A 17303-nucleotide genomic window follows, 5' to 3' on the forward strand; every position below is an offset into this window, starting at 1 on the left:
GATTCCGCCTCCGGGGGCGTGTCGGCCCGGCGGCCGGGCGGCCCGCCGGTGACGATCGGCGGATGGGCCTCGTCCTGCCGGTCTTCTGCGCGCTGTTCGCGGCGTTCAGCAACGCGCTCGCCACCGTGCTCCAGCGGCGCGCCGCGCTCACCGTGCCGCAGAGCTCCGGCTTCCGCCCCGGGCTGATCCTGGACCTGCTGCGGCGGCCCGTGTGGATCGCGGGGATCCTGGCCGTGATCGCGGCCGGGGTGGGGCAGGCCGTCGCCCTCGCCACCGGCCCGCTGGTCCTCGTACAGCCGCTGTTCGTCCTGGAGCTGCCGCTCGCGCTGCTGATCGCCTCGGCCGTGGCGAGGCGGCGGCTGCCCGTCTCGCTGTGGGCGGCCGTGGCGGGAGTGGTCGCCGGGCTGGGCCTCGCGCTGGCCGCGGCCGCCCCCACCGGGAACCGGACGCACGTACCGCCCGACCGGTGGGCACCGGCCCTCGCCTCGTGCGCCGTCGTCGCCCTGGCACTCGCGGCGGCCGGCCTGCGCCGCCCGCCGGGCCGGGCCCGAGCCGGCTGCCTGGGCGCCGCCACCGCCGTCTGCTACGCGCTCACCGCCGCCCTGATGAAGGACTCGGTCAAGCTGCTCGACGAGGGGGGTCTCGTCCCGTTCCTGAGCGCCTGGCAGACGTACGCCTTCGCCGTGTCCGGGATCTGCGCCCTGCTCCTGCTCGAACACGCCATGCAGGGCGGGCCGCTGGTGGCCTCCCAGCCCGCCCTGACCCTGGGCGACGCGACCGTCAGCGTCGCGCTCGGTGTGGTCCTGTACGAGGAGCACCTGCGCACGGGGTGGTGGCTGCTCCCCCAGTTCCTGGCCATCGCGCTGATCTGCGCCGGCGTCCTGGCCCTCGCCCGGGCAGAGGCCGGGGAGGCGCCCTGAGACCCTCGCGGACGCGGTCAGGTGCGGACGGCGGGCCGGTAGGGGCTGTGCATGGTGAGGAAGCGGATCTCGAGGTCGGACTGCAGGTAGTCCATGCGGCGCTCCCAGAAGGCACTCAGGTGGGGAAGGGCCAGGTGGGCGTCGAGATCGTCCTGTGAGCGCCACGCCTCGTAGAAGACGAACACGCCGGGTTCGTCGCGGTCCTCGTGGAAGTGGTACTCCAGGCAACCGGGCTCCTGGCGGGTCGGCTCGACGAAGGAGAGCAGGAGCTGCTTCAGCTCGGCGGCGCGTTCGGGCTTGGGCCGGGCGATGCCGAAGAGCGTGAGCGGCTGGGTCATGAGGTTCCCCCGTCGATAGGTATGAGCGATCTCGTACCTGCGGGACGCTAACAAGGGGGAAGGTATGATGCAAGGCGTACCTGAAGGGAGCCGTTGGATGCCCGATAGTGAAGGCCACCCGGCCGTCGAGGAGATCGAGCTCGGCCCGGTCCTCTCGGCACTGGCGGACCCACTGCGTCGCCGGGTGGTGCGCACGTTGGCGCTCGAGCCCGAGGGGACGACGCGGACCTGCAGCTCGTTCGGGCTGCCGGTGTCAAAGGCGACCCTCACGCACCACTTCCGCACCCTGCGCGAGGCGGGACTGATCCGGCAGGTCGACCGGGGCAACAGCCGGATGGCCAGCCTGCGCCGAGCCGATATCGAGCGTCGGTTCCCGGGGCTGCTGGGCCTCGTCGCGGCCGAGCCCGAGCAATAGCGCCGGAACCGGTCACGACCCCACCGGCTCAGGCCCCGTCGCGCTCCGGGCCCGGGTGCGGAGTTCGCCGCGCCGGAGCTTCCCGATGGCGGTGCGCGGGAGTTCCGGGACGAACTCGATGGCGCGCGGGTACTTGTACGGGGCGAGGGCCAGCTTGACGTGGGCCTGGAGCTCGCGGACCGTCGCCCCGCCGGCCGGGACGCCGGCGCGCAGGACGACGTAGGCCTTGACGATCGTGCCGCGGCGCTCGTCCGGGGCCCCGACGACGCCGCACTCCTCGACGTACGGATGGGCTGCGAGGGCCCTCTCGACCTCGGGGCCGGCGATGTTGTAGCCGGAGGAGACGATCATGTCGTCGGCGCGCGCCACGTACCGGAAGTAGCCCTGCCCGTCGCGGACACAGGTGTCGCCGGTGATGTTCCAGCCGTTCCTCACGTACGAGGCCTGGCGCGGGTCCGCGAGGTAGCGGCAGCCGGTGGGTCCGGTGACGGCGAGGAGGCCGGGCTGCCCGTCGGGGACGGGATGACCGTGCTCGTCGACCACGGCGGCGCGGTAGCCGGGCACCGGGCGGCCGGTGGAGCCCGGCCGGATGTCGTCGTCGGCCGCCGAGAGGAAGACGTGCAGCATCTCGGTGGCGCCGAGGCCGTCGATGATGCGCAGACCGGTGGCGGCCCGGAAGGCGTGCCACACGGCGGCGGGCAGGGCTTCGCCGGCGGACACGCAGCGGCGCAGTCCCGCCAGACGGCCGGCCCGCCCGGCCGCCAGGATCGCGCGGTAGGCGGTGGGTGCGGTGAACAGCACGCTCACGCCGTGGTCGGCGACGAGGTCGGCCAGCCGTTCGGGGTCCGCCTGCTCGGTCAGCAGGGTCGCGGCTCCGACGGACAGCGGGAAGACCACGAGTCCGCCGAGTCCGAAGGTGAAGGCGAGCGGGGGCGTACCGGCGAAGACGTCGTCCGGGCGGGGCCGCAGGACGTGGCGGGAGAAGGTGTCGGCGATGGCGAGTACGTCGCGGTGGAAGTGCAGGGTGGCCTTGGGGCGCCCGGTGGTGCCGGAGGTGAAGGCGATCAGGGCGACGTCGTCGGCGGCCGTGGCAACGGTGTCGAAACGGCCGTCCTTGGCGGCGCAGCGCGCGGTCAGGTCCCCCGGGTCCCGGCCGCCGTAGGGGAGGACGGTCAGCCCGGGGAGGCGGGCCGCTTCGAGCTCCCCGGTGTGGCGGTGGTCGCAGATCGCGACCGCGGGCCGACTGATGCCGTGGAGTTCGGCCAGTTCGGCGGCGCGCAGCATCGGCGTGGTGGTGACGGCGACGGCGCCGGCCTTCAGGACGCCGAACCATGCCGCCACCAGCCACGGGTTGTTGGGGCCGCGCAGGAGGACGCGGTTGCCGGTTTCGAGACCCAGGTCCTCGGTGAGCACGCGGGCGATCCGGTTGGCCCTGAGCTGGAGCTCGCCGTAGGTCCAGCGTCCGGCCGGGGTGAGCAGGCAGGGGCGGTCGGGGCCCCATCGTTCGACGGCGTCGTCGAGGAGCCGGCCGGCGCAGTTGAGGCGGTCCGGGTAGCCCAACTCGGGCAGGTCGAAGTGGAGTTCGGGCCATTGGGCGGACGGCGGCAGCCGATCCCGACAGAAGGGGTCGGTGTGCGCGGAAGGGGAGAGCTCCATGCGGCGGACCTCGATGGTCGGTCAGCGGACGTCGGTCAGCGGGCTTCGGTCAGCGGGCTTCGGCAGCAGCGCCGTGCGGCGGTACGGGTGAGGGCGGGATGCTCGAGGCCGGGATGCTCGAGGCCGGGATGCGCGAGGCCGGGATGCGCACGCGGACGGCCTTGCCGAACCGGTCGACGGCCAGGGCGAGTTCACCACCGAGACCGGCGGCCAGCAACTGCACGAGCAGCAGCCCGCGGCCGCATTCGGAGTCGGGGTCGGGGTCGGCCACCGCGGAAGGTTCCGGCAGCCGGGGCAGGGCAGCGCCCTGGTCGGCGACCTCCAGCCGGAGCCACCCGCCACCGGAGGCCAGAGCCACCCGCATCCGGCCGGCGCCCGCGTGCCGGACGACGTTCGCGACGAGTTCGCTCACGGCCAGCAGCAGGACGTCCGCCTCCTCGGCGGACACGCGCCAGCCCTCGAGCGCGGCGCGCACCCGGGCCCTGACCTGGGGGACGGTCTCGGCGACCGGATCGGTGACCCAGTGGGTGAAGTTCCTGCTGCCGCCGAGGGCGGGGGCGGCGAGGGTGCCGTTGGTGGTGAGCATGGGGTGCTCCCGGAGGGGATTGGCCGACGTCCCTGCTGAGGTGGCTCGTGTAACTGGAGCGGAAGTCAGACCGACTCTGGGCTTGTAGTCGGCGGAAATGCGTCGCTAGAGTCTTGGTAACACGTGTAACAAGTGGTTTCACCACCGTAAGTCCACCCGGGCGACCACGCAAGGATTTCGGACAAAGCGCACGAAACTCGAGCCGCACGTGGACCCGTCGGCCAACCCCGGCCGCGCCGATTTGGAAGGGCCGCAATGACGCAATCGCCCCCCGCCGTGTTCGACGTCTCCGACATGACCTGGCCGCCCCCGCCGTACCACTCCCCCGTCGCGCCCGTGACCGGCCCGGACGGCGTCCGCCGCTTCGACGGGGTCACGTACGCGACGACTCCCGGCTACCGCCCCCGACTGCTCGACGTACAGGTCCCCGCCGGCGACGGGCCGTTCCCGGCGGTCGTGTGGACACACGGCGGCGGCTGGCTGGACGGCGACCGCCGCTACCCGCCGCCGACCGTGCCCGCCGCGCTGCTGCACGGGGCGGTGCTGGCGGCGGGCCTGGCGCTGGTGTCCGTCGACTACCGGCACAGCCTCGAAGCCCCCTTCCCCGCGCAGCTCCACGACGTGAAGGCGGCGATCCGCTACGTCCGCGCCTTCGCCGACGACCTCGGCATCGACCCTGACCGGATCGGCGTCTGGGGCGAGTCGGCCGGCGGCCACCTGGCCGCGCTCGCGGGCCTCGTCGGGCCCGGCACCCCGGACGGCGCGGCGCTCGAAGGCACGGCCGGCGTCGGCACCGGAGAGACGGGCGTCCGGGCCGTCGTCGACTGGTACGGCTGCTCCGACCTCGAGGCCCTGGCGGCCCACCCGATGCCGCCGATGCCCTCGGGCGTCGACTTCCCCGACCCGTACGCTTCCCTGCTCGGCGGCACCGAAGCCGAACGCCCGGCGCTCGCACGGGCCGCCAGCCCGGTGACGTACGCCGGGGGCCCGCACCTGCCGCCGTTCCTGCTGGTGCACGGGACCCGGGACGGCCTGGTCCCGTACAGCCAGAGCGAGGCGCTCGCCGCGGCCCTGCGGAGCGGCGGGGGCGAGGTCACCCTGCGGCCGGTGGACGGCGCGGACCACATCTTCCTCGGCTCGCCGGACATCGCCGAGATCGTCGCGGAGAGCGTCGCCTTCCTGGCCGGGCACCTCGACGCGGGCGTCTGACCGCCCTCTGGGTTCCACCGCTTGGCTCCACCGCTTGGCTCCATCGCTTGGCTCCACCGCTTGGCTCCACCGCGCGGGGGCGCGGCGCCCGCCGGGCCCCCGCCCCCGCGTCCCCTCAGCACCCCGCACGGCCGCGAGAGGCAGCAATGAACCACGCCACCACCACCCCGCCCCACAGACCCGACGCGCCCGACCGGCGGCCCGGCGAACGACCCGACAGCCGACCCCGCGGGCGCCGTGACGCCGGGGCCCAGGCCCCGCGCTGCCCGGGCTTCCTCGTCCTCGCCTCGGCCCTCCTGCTCCTGGGAACCGCCGCGCTGTCGGCCCTCGTCGTCCGCTCGGACGTCGCCCATCCGCCGTTCCAGCGCCTGGACGACCGCTGGCTGGCCTGGATGGGAGGCCCGCACGACGGTCCGTACGCCGCCCTCGCCGCGGCCTTGAACTGGTTCGGCGGGCCGATCGGCGTCGTCGTCCCGCTCGCCGTACTGACCGTGCTGCTCGTGCGCGGGCGCCGGGTGTCCGCCGCCTTCTTCTTCCTCGTCTACGTCGGCGGCAACCTGGCCGTCGTCCAGGGGCTCAAGCACCTGGTGGACCGGCCGCGCCCGGCGAACCCCCTGGTCCGCGTCGACCACGGCTCCTTCCCGTCCGGGCACGCGGCCACGGCGGCGCTGCTCGTCGTCCTCGTCGGAGCCCTGCTGGTCCCGGCCGCCCGGCGGCGCGCGTGGTGGTGGGCGGGCACCGCCTTCACGCTGGCCATGATGTGGAGCCGTACGTGGCTGCACGCGCACTGGCTCAGCGACACCGTGGTCGGGGCCGCCGCCGGAGCCGGGACGGGCCTGCTGGCGTGGTGGCTGTGCCGGGCGGCGCTTGCCCGGGAAAACGTACGCGCCCACGACCGCCGGGGGGCGGCCGCGGGCACCCCGGAACGCGCCCTCTGACGGGCGCGGTTCGGCCGTGGGGCCGGGGGAAGCGACTGCGCCCCCGGCCCCTCAGGTCGTGTCGCGCTGGACGAGCACGGCCTCGATGGCCGGTACGGGCGGCGCCGTGCCGGTTTCGACGAGCGCGTGCAGGGCGTCGGCGATCCGCGCGGCGGTCGGCATGTCCAGCCGGACCGTGGTGAGCGCCGGCTGCTGGATGGCGGCGAGGACGAGGTCGTCGGAGCCGACGAGGGCCACCTCGTCCGGGACGGTGATGCCTTCGGCCCGGAGCGCGTGCAGGAGCAGGGCGCCGTACTCGTCGTTGTACGTGAATACGGAGTCCAGGCCGAGACCGCGCCACCGGCCGGCGAGGGCGGTCGCGGACTCCCGGGTGTAGGACAGCTCCACGGGGGTGACGGTGGCCATGTGGCGGGCTGCGACCGACTCGGCGCCCGCGAGGCGCGGCTGGGCGAGTGTGCCGAGGCCGCGCTCGGTGGGCATGACCACGCCGATCCGGGTCCGGCCGCGGGCGATGAGGTGCTCGGCGGCGGTGGCGCCGATCCGGGCATGGTCGAAGCCGATGGTGAACACGCCCTCGACGGGGCGTGCCGCGAAGGCGAGCAGGCCGCGGACCCCGGCGCGGCCCAGCAGCCGGGCCGCCTCGGCGGTGAAGCGGTCTCCGTCGAGGGCGACGACGGCCGCCGGGCGCAGTTCGGCCCAGGCCCGGGCGGCGTCCACGGGGTCGGCGAAGCGGCCCGCGTGGAGCACGGCCGTGTAGCCGCGGCGGTCGAGCTCGCTGTGCAGGTCGTCGATCCAGTCGCTGACGAGCCTGCCGACGGCGGAGATCGACGCGGGCATGAGCACCAGGTTGCTGCGGCCGGCGCGCAGGGACCGGGCGGCGGCGTGCGGTACGTAGCCGAGCTGCTGGGCCGCGTCCAGCACCCGGGCGCGGGTGGTCTCGCTGACCCGGTGGCCCTGGGTGTCGTTCAGTACGAAGGAGACGGTGGCGCGCGAGACCCCTGCGAGGCGGGCCACGTCGGCGCTGGTGATGGATGCGCGGACGTGCGTGTCTTTGGCCATGACGTCCCTCGACGCTCCTCTTGCTCGACCGGCGCTGCCGCTTGCCTGCGCTGGCGCTGACGGCGCTGGGGCTCATCGCGCATCCGGCTGACGCGCACCTCCCTTCAGGTTACACGAGTTAGATCAGGCGAGCGGGGCGGTGCGCAGACGTGCGGTCGGGGCATGCAGGAGCCGGGAGGTGCCGGCGAGGTCGCCGAGGGGCGCGACGACCGAGTCGAAGCGCATCGTGGTGCGCGTGGGCGTGTCGTACGGCTGCCAGTCCGGCAGGTCCGGGTGGTTCGGGTCACCCGTGCGGACGAAGGCGATCCAGGCCCGGTGCATGGAGTGCGCGAGGCCGTCGCGGACGGCCGGGGCGAGCCCGGCGAGGAAGGGGGCGTGGGACCACTGGTCGAAGTTATCGAAGACGAAGGGAAGTTCGAGACAGTGCGCGGCGCCGAGCCGGCCCTCGTACGCGGGCGTGGGCAGGTCGAACTGGTAGGCCCATACGGGCCTGCCCAGCGCGGCCCGGTCCTCGGCGAGCCGCAGGGAGGGGACGCGGAACAGCTCGTCGGTGATCAGGTCCATCAGCACGTCGGCGGGCCGGGCCCCGGGGCGGGCTGACGCGTACGCCGCGTAGACCGCGGGCGCGGCCTCGGCCCCGAAGGTCTCCGCGATCCGGCTCGTCACCTGCTCGCGGGTGGCGGCGGCGTAGCCCTCGTCGAGGGCGAAGCCGAAGTTGGCCTCTTCGCGCGTCCAGCCGATCATGACGTCGATGTCGGCGGCCGCTCCGTGCAGCAGGGTCCGGGCCGGATGGCGGGAGAGGGTCGTGCCGTCGATCACGGGCAGGAAGGGCGTGGGCCAGTAGCCCCAGCGCATCGTCCGCGCGAAGAGCCCGCCGCCCGCACCGATCAGCGCGGGCCAGGGCAGGGAGCGCAGCCCTTCGGCGTCTTTCACGCCGGCCAGCTCCAGGTAGGCGGCGGTGCGCTCCAGGTACGCGTCGGGGTCGGGGAGGTCCAGGCCGAACGGCGGGCTCTGCAGGATCACCCGCCGGATCAGCCCCCGGGTCTCGGGGTGCCCGGCGAGCGCGGCGGTGGACACGGCGCCGCCGGACTGTCCGGCGACGGTGATGCGGTCGGGGTCGCCGCCGAGGGCGGCGATGTTCTCGCGTACCCAGCGCAGGGCGGCGAGCTGGTCGCTGAGCCAGTGGTTGGCGCCGGCCGGACCGGATTCCCCGCTGCCGTCGTACGGGCCGAGGTAGAGGTAACCCAGGGGGCCGATGCGGTAGTTGATGCTCACGACGACGAGGTCGCCGTCGCGTGCGAAGGTCTCGCCGGAGTAGCCGGGGAGCGATCCGGAGCCGGAGACGAAGCCGCCGCCGTGGATCCAGAGGAGCACGGGGCGGCGGGCTCCGTCGGCGGCGGGGGTCCACACGTTGAGGGTCAGGCAGTCCTCGTCGAACGGGGGCGATCCGTGCCCGCCGAGCACGGGGTCGCCGCCCTCCTGGTACAGCTGCGGGGCACTGGGGCCGTCGGCGGTGGCGTCGCGCACGCCGCTCCAGCCGGGGTGCGGCCGCGCGGGCCGCCAGCGCAGGTCGCCGACGGGCGGGGCGGCGTAGGGCACGGCGCGGAAGACCGTGACACCGCCTTCGATCGCACCGCGGAGCCGTCCCGCCGGCAGGTCGACCACCATCCGGTCCTCGCCTGCGGGGTGAGCGGAGTGAGCGGAGTGAGCCATGAGCCGATCCTTCCTGGCTGCGCGCGGGGGTGCGCGCCGAAACCGAAGAATATTGCGAAATTTTCTCGACCGTCAATCTAGCTCGACATGCGTCACAGCCACAGACTGTCGGAGGCCATCCGCTCGGCCTCCGTCCGGAGCAGCGGATCGAAGGCCCGCCACAGCACCAGGCCCGTACCGACACCGAGCAGAACCCCGGCGAAGGTGTCGCTGAGCCACTGGGCGTGCAGCCAGGTCCGGCTGCCCATCATCGCGACGACGTACGCGGCGCCGGCCGCCCACCACCAGCGGCGGGCACGCGGGGGGAACACGACGACGGCGACGACCAACACGAGGATCACCGCGCTGAACACCTGGCCGGAAGGGTACGAGCCATCGTTGACCAGGACCGACGGGTGCGGCGGACGCGGCCGGTCGGCGAGCTGCTTGAGCGGCAGGACCACGAGGACGTTGGCGCCGACGGCGGCGGCGAGGACGAAGAGGGCGGAGCGCCAGCGCCCGTAGACGCAGAGGCAGCCGACGAGCGCGAGCGGCAGCACCAGCCCGAACGGTCCGCCGAGCCGGTCCAGAACGATGGTCCAGCCGGCGTCCCCGCCGCCGCGGGCGCCACCGGCGGAAGAACCGTTCACGGAGGCGGCCCACCGGTCGTCGAGCCCCTGGAAGGCGGGCCGCGGAGAGACCCGGAGCCACAGCGCCACGAGCAGCGATACGAGGAGGAGACCGACCCCGCAGACCAGCGCGTGACGCGGCGGAGCGGCCGGAAGGGGATGCCCGTAGGTCGGCATGGCGTGCCTTTCACGAGGGCCTCGCCGGGGCGGGGCCAGGAGGAACTCGGACAACGGCAGGAAAGACCCGGGGCCCCGACCCGACCGACCCCGGGTCGCCCGGGTGGCCCGGAGCGCCGGCTGGCCCGGGTGGCCGGTGGCCCCGAGTGGCCTGCCTGGCCCAGGGAGGCCGGTGGGCCGGGTGGCCCCGGTGGACTGCCTGGCCCAAGTGGGCCGGTGGGCGTGGCCGGTCCGGGCGGACCAGGTGGGCTGGGTGGCCCTCCATCGACCGCCCGGCCGAGGTGGGCCGGTGACCACGGGTGGACTGCCTGACCCGGGTGGGCTGGCGGGCCTGGCTTGCCCGGGCGGACCGGGTGGGCCGGGTGGCCCCCCGTGGATTGCCCGGGTGGGCCGGTGGCTCGGTGGACTGCCCGGCCGGGGTGAGCCGGGTGGGCCGGTGGCCGCGAAGGGCCTGACTGACCCAGGTGAACTGCCTGGCCCAGGTGGGCCGGTGGGCGTGGCTGGTCCGGGCGGACCAGGTGGGCTGGGTGGCCCTCCGTGGACTGCCCGGCCCGAGGTGGGCCGGTGGTTACGGGTGGACTGCCTGACCCGGGTGGGCCGGCGGGCCTGGCTGGCCCGGGTGGGCCGGGTGGCCCCCGTGGATTGCCCGGCCCAGGTGGCCCGGGTGGGCCGGGCACCCGGGCCGGGGGCCCAGAAGGGGCTGCCGACTCGGGGGGTCGGGCGGGCCGGGCCACCTGGACCGGCTGACCCGGCTGACAGGTTGGACCGGCCGGGCAGGGGGCTTCGGTTCTCCGCGACCGGATGGGGCTGGGTTGCCGGTTGGCCCGGTGGGGCCGGCGGCTCGGGCTCGGGCGCGGGCGCATGGTCTGCGCGTGGGTCGCACGGGCGGGTGGACTGGACTGGGCTGGGCTGGGCTGGGCTGGGCTGGGCTGGGCTGGGCTGGGCTGGGCTGGGCTGGAGTGGATGAACCGAGTTGGGTAAGCCGGCCAGGGTGCCGGTTGGTTGAGTTGGCCGTCCCATTCCCGCTGCCTTGCCGGCGGCACGACCATGACCCCTCGCCCGGCCGGCCGGACCTCGCCGGTGAACCGGCCCGCCACGCCGCCCCGGACACGCCGGGTCGGCGCGGACTTTCCGGGCGGGCTCGTGCGGGTCCCCGAACCGACCCTCCCAGGCCCCCGGCGTGGGCCGAGGGTGGGCCGGGTGGGGCCCGGAGGCAGTGGGTCGCGCTGCGGCACGGAGTATGGCTGATGCGTGACGGCCGCCACAAGTGCAAGACGGTTTTTCGACACGCCGAGCCGGTCCAGTGGCCGGGGTGCCCTGGTTACACGTCATCGCATCCACTCGCACGCGCCGGTCACGATCTGCGCAGCGTCCGTGCACGGCCCCTAGCGATGCCCGGAAATGGGTGCTACACAGTGTCCAGCGCCGAAGGTGACACGTGTAACAACCACAACCCGGCGGCTCGGCACCTGACGCATGCCCGCCCGGCGCCGCACCTCCCCGCGAGCCCCCCGCCTCGCCCCTCCCCTCCCGCTCGGTCCCCGAGGAGTCGTCATGGCCCTGCCCGAAACCGCCGGTCCGCCCGTTTCCGCGGTTCCCGAACCTCCGCACCGGCGGGGGCTGCTGCCCCTGCTGCTCTTCGCGAACTCCGCCATGATGGCCGTGTACATGGGCGTCGGCTCCGTCCTGCTGCCGCTCCAGATCGCGCAGATCGACCCCGTCCGCAAAGTCGCCGTCCTCGGCCTGATCGGCGGAATCAGCGCGGTCTTCGCGACCGCCTTCAACCCGGTCGCCGGCGCCCTCTCCGACCGCAGTGGGCGCCGCAGCCCCTGGATCCTCGGCGGAGCCATCGGCTCGCTCGCCGGCCTGGCCTTCCTCGGGAGCGTCGGCACCGCGCTCCTCGTCGGCATCGGCTGGTGCCTGGTCCAGGCGACGATGAACATCTACCAGGCGGCCGTCACCGCCATCGTGCCCGACCGCATCCCCGCCGCCCGCCGCGGCACCGCGTCCGCCCTCGTGGGGCTCGGCCTGCCCATCGGCGGTACGGCCGGCGTGCTCATCGCCTCCCGGACCTCGGAACACCTGCGCTCGGGCTACCTCGTCTTCGGCGCCGTCATCGCCCTGGCCGCGCTGCTGCTCACCACCTTCTGCAGGGACGTCCCGCGCACCGGGCCCACCCCCGAGGACGCCCCGTCCGAGCGGGTCAAGGGGAGACAACTGGCCGCCTTCCTCTCCGCGTTGTCGCACCACGACTTCCGGTGGGCGTTCATCGGCCGGGCCCTGATGGTCCTCGGCTACTTCTCCGTCGTCGGCTACCAGCTCTACATCCTCGACGACCACGTCTCCCTGCCCGCCGGACTGACCCCGCCCGCCGCGATGGCCGTGCTCACCCCCGTTTCCATGGTCGCGATGGCCGTGTCCACCCTGCTCGGCGGCCTGCTGTCCGACCGGTGGAACCGCCGCAAGGTGTTCGTCGGCGTATCGGCCGCCCTCGCCGGTCTCGTCATGGTGGTCCCGGTCATCAGCCCGACCTGGACCGGCATGCTCGTCTTCAGCGCGCTCAACGGCCTCGCCTTCGGCTGCTTCATGGCCGTCGACACCGCGCTCGTCACCCTCGTCCTCCCCCGGGCCGAGGACGCTGCCCGCGACATGGGCGTCCTCAACATCGCCAACGCCGGGCCGCAGGTCATCGCCCCCTTCGTCGCGTCGGCCGTCGTCACCACCCTGGGCGGCTACACCCCGCTGTTCCTCGTCGGCGGTGCCCTCTCCCTCATCGGCGCGCTCGCCATCCTCCCGATCCGCAGCGTGCGCTGAGCCGGATTCCGGCGGGCGCGCGCCGAGGGTCGCGCGCCCGCCGGTCACCTCCTGCCACACCCTCCCCGCCCCTCCGCACCCCTCTCCGCCCCTCCGAAGGAGCACTCTGTGCAACGCAAGCGAGTCCTGCCCTTGGCCGCCCTGATGCTGTGCACGCCCGCCCTGGCCGGCACGGCACCGGCCGCGGCCACGCCGCAGACCGCGGCCACGCCGCAGACCGCGCCCGCCGGGCCGCTGCGGATCCTGCTCACCAACGACGACGGCTACAACGCGCCGGGCATCCGGAAGGCCTTCGACCGGCTGACGGCGGCCGGGCACGACGTCACGATCGTCGCCCCGCTCACCAACCAGAGCGGCACCGGTACGAAGATGATGAGCGCGCCCTCCGTCACGGTGAAGCACCCCGAGCCGAAGGTCTGGGCAGTGGACGGCACCCCGGGTGACTCCGTCGCCTTCGGCCTGGCCGAGGTCTTCGCCGGCAAGGCCCCCGACCTGGTGGTCTCCGGCACGAACTTCGGCCCGAACGTCGCCGGGCTCGCCACCCACTCCGGTACGGTCGGCGGCGCCGTCGCCGCGCTGGAGTCGGGTGTTCCGGCCATCGCACTGAGCACCGGAGGCGTGAGCGCCCCCGACCCGGTCACCACCGTCAACGCGATGGATCCGACGGTCGACTTCGCCGTCCGTCTGATCGACCGGCTGCGGGAGCGCGCACGGTCCGGCCCGCTGCTGCCCCACGGTGTCGGCCTCAACGTCAACCACCCCGTGGTCGGCGCGGACGGCAAGGGCACGGCCGCGGGTGTGTCCGCCACCTTCCAGGATCCGCAGAACTTCCTCCAGCCCGACTTCACCGACTCCGGCGACGGCACGTGGAAGGTGTCCGTGAAGGTCGCGCTGCGGCCAGCGGCCAGGGGCGGTGACATCGAGGCCGTGAGCGCCGGCCGGATCGCCGTCAGCCCGATGAACGCGGACTGGAACACCGGCCCGGCCGACCAGGCCCTGACCACCGCCCTGCTCGCGGGACTGCGCCCGTAAAACCACCCCACCGGACGGCCGGTGGCCGGGACGGGGCCGGAGCACCACGGACGCCGGCCCCCCGCCCCGGCCCTCGGTCACCCACACCCAGGAGGACCCATGAAGTGGCCCGGAAAGCGGCCGGCTTCGGCAAGACCCCTGATCGGTACGGCACTTGCGCTGGCAGCCCTGCTCGTCGCCTCGGGACCGCCCGCGGCGGCAGCGGACGGAACACCGCGCCCGGTCGCCGCCCTCGCGCAGGGCGTCGTACGCGGGCAGGTGCACGACGGGGCGCAGGAGTTCCTCGGTGTCCCGTACGCCGCTCCCCCGGTCGGGGCGGCCCGGCTGCGGCCTCCGCAGCCGCCGCCCCGGTGGGCCGGGGTGCGGGACGCCGTCCGGCAGGCCCCGGCCTGTCTGCAGTTCGCGCCGTTCGGGCTGAGTGATCCGCAGGCCGTCAGCGAGGATTGCCTGTACCTGGACGTCTACCGGCCGCGGACGGCCCGCCCCGGATCCCGGCTGCCCGTGATCGTCTGGATGCACGGGGGCGCGTACGCCATGGGGACGGGTACGCAGTTCGGCGGACGCACCATGGCCGACCTCACCCAGACGGTCGTGGTCAGCATCAACTACCGCCTCGGACAACTCGGTTACCTCGGTCTTCCCGAACTGGCCGGGGAGAACGGGCAGCGCTCCGGCTCCTTCGGCCTGATGGACCAGGTCGCGGCCCTGCGCTGGACGCGGGAGAACATCGGAGCGTTCGGCGGCGATCCGGGCAGCGTCACGGTCTCCGGCCAGTCCGCGGGCAGTGCTTCCGTCTGCGCGCTGCTGGCGGCCCCGTCGGCCGCCGGTCTGTTCCACCGGGCCGTGCTGCAGAGCGGCCCGTGCACGCTGATCCGTACGCCCGACCGCGCGCGGTCCGAAGCCGAGGCGCGGGCCTTCGCCGCGCAGGCGGGGTGCGCCGGTCCGGACGGTGTCGCCGCATGCCTGCGCGCCGTCCCGGGACCGGCTCTCGTCGACGCCGCCCGTACGCTGCCCACTTCGGGTCCGGCGTCCGGTGACGGGCTGCTGCCGGTGGACCCCGCGCGGGCCATCGGGAGCGGGGCGTGGAACAAGGTGCCGGTCCTGATCGGGAGCACCCGCTCCGAGTCCCGGTTCTTCGTCGCCCTGAGCCGGCCGCACCTGACGGCGGAGCAGTACGCGGCCCAGGTCATGGCGCAGTACGGGGACGCGGGCGCCGAGGTGCTCGCCCGCTATCCGGTCGCCGCGCACGGCTCGCCGTATCTGGCGCTGTCGGCCATCATGACCGATGCGACCTTCGCCTGCCACACCGCATGGACGGCGCAGCTCTTCGCCGCGCAAGTGCCCACGTACGCCTATGAGTTCGACGATCCGGATTCGCCGACGCTGGCGGGTGCGCAGGTGCCGGGCCTCGACGAGTCGAACGCGCACAGCGCGGAGCTGGCGTACCTGCACGACTTCACCCTGGGCGAGCGGCCGCTGACCCCGGTCCAGGTCGCGCTGGCCGGCCGGATGAAGCGGTACTGGGGCGCCTTCGCCCGTACCGGCGCCCCCGCCGTGCCGGACCAGCCCGCCTGGCCCCGGACGGGCATCGGCACCGGAACCGTCCTCACCCTCAACCCCCTGGCGACGCGGCCGAGCACGTCCTTCGGGGAGGACCACCAGTGCGCGTTCTGGCGGTCGGTCCCGGGGCAGTCCACCTAGGCCGGGATCCGGCGGCGTCGGCGGCGGGTTGCCGCGAAGGCCGATGCCGCCAGGGCGACGAGGGCGGCGGACACCATCAGGAGCCACACCGGGATGCCGTCGCCCACGGTGAGGAGCTTGTCGTGGTAGACGGCCCGGCGGTAGGGGGTGTCGGCGGGCGCGGCGAGCAGTTCGTGGTCGGCGTCGATGCGGCCCGGTTCCGGGAACTCCTGGTCGATCGCGGTCAGGAACACCTGCTTGCCGCCCGCGAGTTCGCCGAGCGGTCCGCTCTTCGGAGTCACGTTGCCGGCGAAGGTCACCTTCGGGGCGGATCCGCCGATCGTGGAGCCGGGTTCCATGCGGTGGTCGGCCAGCACGTACAGGCCGAGGGACTGCGGGGTGCGCGCCATCCGGGAGAGCCGCATCGGGTAGACCAGCCGCGGGCTCTCGAAGCGGATCTTCAACGGGTCCAGGTTGCCCCCGAGGACCTGGCCCTGCTGCCGCGGGGCCAGCCGTACGGCCACGTACTCCCACTTCTGGTCGACGTACGGCTTGAGCTCGGCGGCGAGCCGGTCGGGCAGCTTGAAGCCGTTGGACTCGAGCCAGTTCTTCAGGGCGTCGGGGTCGGTGGCGGTCAGGCGTGCGACGTCGAAGTCGCCGAGCTGTTCGCGGCCGACGACTCCGACGCCCGCGCCGGCGCTGCCCGGCAAGGCGGCGCCGGCGCCGTCGCCGGTGCCGGAGGAGAAGGGCCAGTCGCCGCCGCGCGGCCAGAAGTGGCTGCGCGTCCTGTGCTCGGGCCGGGTCAGCCAGGCGAGTTCCCCGAAGATGCCGGCATCGCCGAGCTCCACGGTGGCCCGCCCGGGCACGGGCATGATCCAGGCGGCCCGGTGGGCGTCCCCGCCGACCCTGAACCGCATGACGATCTGTTCCGTACGGCCGTCCCAGCGCACGACGGAGGTCTCCCGGTCGACGCCGATCCGGGACTGCCCGTCGGGCACCATTGCCCCGCAGCCGCACGCGTAGGCAGGGTTGACCAACGCGCCCACCTGGGTGGTGAGCAGGGCGAACAGCAGCACGGCGATTCTTCGTTTCATCCACACGGGGTCTCAGACGACCGCCCGGGAGATCCGGTTCCGCGCGAGTCCCGGGCTCGGCTGCACCCGCCGGGGAAGGCCCAGGCCGCGTGCCGTCCGCGTGATCTCCCCGGGCAGCCAGTCGGCGACCCGGTCGAAGACGAACCCCCGTGCCGCGGCCCGCCCGTTGTCCAGGGCGTAGCCGCGGTCGAAGGAGAAGGGCGAGGCGGCGGCCCCCTTTCCGACGACCCGGAACTCCGGCCGGCGCCCGAGCCGTTCGCCGACCGCCTCGCAGAGCGCGGTCACGTCCAGCGCTCCGTGCGAGGCCGCGTTGAGCGGTCCGGTGAAGCTCTGGCCCGCCGCCCAGTGGAGGAGCTCCGCGATCTCCTCGTGGTGGATGAACGAGGTGGCGTACGGGGCTTTGTGGACGTCCACCGGGATCCCGTCGGCGATCCGGCCGATGTAGTGCGCCAGCCGCCCGGTGAAGTCCTCCTCGCCGCCACCGAGGACGTGCGCGGTCCGTACGGAGACGTACGGGAAGGCGGGCTCGTGCAGGAAGACGGCCTCGGCCCGCCGCTTCCCCTCCGCATAGGCCCGCGCGGGGCCGAGCAGCCGCTCCACCTCCGCCCGGTCGTGCCACGGCAGTCGGCGGCTGTGCGCGAGCGCCACGGGGTCGAGGGAGTCCTCGGCGACGGGCTCCCGCCGTCCGGGATCCGCCGGGCCGGGGAGGGTGGCCGGGTCGTACACCTCCATCGTCGAGGTCATGACGTAACGCCCGGTCCGCCCGGCGAAGACGCGCCGGGCGACGGCCGCCTGGTCGGGGGTGTAGCAGACCTGGTCGATGACGGCGTCGAAGGTGCGCGGGCCCAGCGCGGCCCGCAGCCGGTCCTCGTCGTCGCGGTCGGCGAGGAGGTGTTCCACACCGGCGGGCGGGGCGGTGGTGCCCCGGTTGAGGACGGTGACGGAGTCACCTGCGTCACGGGCCCGGGTGACCAGGCTCTTTCCGAAGTAGCGGCTCCCGCCGATGACAAGAATGTTTCGCATGCGTCCGACTCTGCCGCTGTAGGGTCCCCGGCAGAACTGAC

Annotated in this window: 15 protein-coding genes; 7 read left to right on the plus strand and 8 right to left on the minus strand. The window is 74.2% G+C overall.

The genetic code is table 11. The features are described from left to right. Positions 1-62 precede the first annotated feature (62 nt). Complete coding sequence (locus ACIP5M_RS11055) at positions 63-920, plus strand: DMT family transporter (RefSeq protein ID WP_401194820.1); 858 nt, start codon at positions 63-65, stop codon at positions 918-920. Positions 921-937: 17 nt separating this feature from the next. Here the strand turns inward: ACIP5M_RS11055 and ACIP5M_RS11060 are convergent, their stop codons facing one another. Next, positions 938-1258 (minus strand): putative quinol monooxygenase, encoded by a 321-nt coding sequence (locus ACIP5M_RS11060; RefSeq protein ID WP_401194823.1) that lies wholly within the window; start codon positions 1256-1258, stop codon positions 938-940. 97 nt (positions 1259-1355) lie between these two features. Between ACIP5M_RS11060 and ACIP5M_RS11065 the strand changes: the two genes are divergently transcribed. Then, the gene (locus tag ACIP5M_RS11065) at positions 1356-1673 is read left to right on the plus strand and encodes an ArsR/SmtB family transcription factor (RefSeq protein WP_401194825.1); all 318 of its coding nucleotides are present in this window, start codon (positions 1356-1358) and stop codon (positions 1671-1673) included. Positions 1674-1685: 12 nt separating this feature from the next. Here ACIP5M_RS11065 and ACIP5M_RS11070 read toward each other — a convergent pair whose 3' ends face one another. Next, the gene (locus ACIP5M_RS11070) at positions 1686-3329 is read right to left on the minus strand and encodes an AMP-binding protein (RefSeq protein ID WP_401194828.1); all 1644 of its coding nucleotides are present in this window, start codon (positions 3327-3329) and stop codon (positions 1686-1688) included. Positions 3330-3378: 49 nt separating this feature from the next. Further along, positions 3379-3915 carry an ATP-binding protein gene (locus ACIP5M_RS11075; protein WP_401194830.1) on the minus strand — a complete coding sequence of 179 codons (537 nt, stop codon included), beginning with the start codon at positions 3913-3915 and terminating at the stop codon, positions 3379-3381. A 255-nt stretch (positions 3916-4170) separates the two neighbouring features. On the opposite strand from ACIP5M_RS11075, the gene ACIP5M_RS11080 reads away from it, so the two are divergent. Further along, complete coding sequence (locus tag ACIP5M_RS11080; RefSeq protein WP_401194833.1) at positions 4171-5124, plus strand: alpha/beta hydrolase fold domain-containing protein; 954 nt, start codon at positions 4171-4173, stop codon at positions 5122-5124. Between the two features lie 146 nt (positions 5125-5270). Then, a complete protein-coding gene (locus tag ACIP5M_RS11085) occupies positions 5271-6062 on the plus strand; it encodes a phosphatase PAP2 family protein (protein ID WP_401194835.1) in 792 nt (263 codons plus the stop codon). A 51-nt stretch (positions 6063-6113) separates the two neighbouring features. Here the strand turns inward: ACIP5M_RS11085 and ACIP5M_RS11090 are convergent, their stop codons facing one another. The 3 genes from ACIP5M_RS11090 to ACIP5M_RS11100 all read right to left on the minus strand — a co-directional run bounded on the left by ACIP5M_RS11090 (position 6114) and on the right by ACIP5M_RS11100 (position 9619). After that, positions 6114-7121, minus strand: coding sequence for a LacI family DNA-binding transcriptional regulator (locus ACIP5M_RS11090; protein WP_401194837.1), 1008 nt, complete (start codon positions 7119-7121; stop codon positions 6114-6116). A gap of 123 nt (positions 7122-7244) precedes the next feature. Continuing rightward, positions 7245-8834, minus strand: coding sequence for a carboxylesterase/lipase family protein (locus ACIP5M_RS11095; protein WP_401194840.1), 1590 nt, complete (start codon positions 8832-8834; stop codon positions 7245-7247). A 92-nt stretch (positions 8835-8926) separates the two neighbouring features. Continuing rightward, positions 8927-9619, minus strand: coding sequence for a phosphatase PAP2 family protein (locus ACIP5M_RS11100; RefSeq protein WP_401194843.1), 693 nt, complete (start codon positions 9617-9619; stop codon positions 8927-8929). A 1554-nt stretch (positions 9620-11173) separates the two neighbouring features. Here ACIP5M_RS11100 and ACIP5M_RS11105 point away from each other — a divergent pair. From ACIP5M_RS11105 to ACIP5M_RS11115, 3 genes are all read left to right on the plus strand, one after another. After that, positions 11174-12433 carry an MFS transporter gene (locus tag ACIP5M_RS11105; RefSeq protein WP_401194846.1) on the plus strand — a complete coding sequence of 420 codons (1260 nt, stop codon included), beginning with the start codon at positions 11174-11176 and terminating at the stop codon, positions 12431-12433. Positions 12434-12541: 108 nt separating this feature from the next. Next, complete coding sequence (gene surE, locus ACIP5M_RS11110; protein ID WP_401194849.1) at positions 12542-13465, plus strand: 5'/3'-nucleotidase SurE; 924 nt, start codon at positions 12542-12544, stop codon at positions 13463-13465. 99 nt (positions 13466-13564) lie between these two features. After that, positions 13565-15166, plus strand: a complete 1602-nt coding sequence (locus ACIP5M_RS11115) for a carboxylesterase/lipase family protein (protein WP_401194851.1) — start codon at positions 13565-13567, stop codon at positions 15164-15166. Here ACIP5M_RS11115 and ACIP5M_RS11120 read toward each other — a convergent pair. Together ACIP5M_RS11120 and ACIP5M_RS11125 are read right to left on the minus strand one after the other, a co-directional pair. Beyond that, positions 15163-16239 (minus strand): DUF2330 domain-containing protein, encoded by a 1077-nt coding sequence (locus ACIP5M_RS11120; RefSeq protein WP_401194853.1) that lies wholly within the window; start codon positions 16237-16239, stop codon positions 15163-15165. The two genes, ACIP5M_RS11115 and ACIP5M_RS11120, sit on opposite strands and share 4 nt — an antisense overlap. A 12-nt stretch (positions 16240-16251) precedes the next feature. Then, on the minus strand, positions 16252-17262 hold the full coding sequence (locus tag ACIP5M_RS11125) for an NAD-dependent epimerase/dehydratase family protein (RefSeq protein WP_401194856.1): 1011 nt from the start codon (positions 17260-17262) through the stop codon (positions 16252-16254). Positions 17263-17303 lie beyond the last annotated feature (41 nt).

Origin of the sequence: Streptomyces sp. NPDC088762, assembly GCF_044750905.1 — a bacterium.
In the GTDB taxonomy this organism is placed as follows: domain Bacteria; phylum Actinomycetota; class Actinomycetes; order Streptomycetales; family Streptomycetaceae; genus Streptomyces.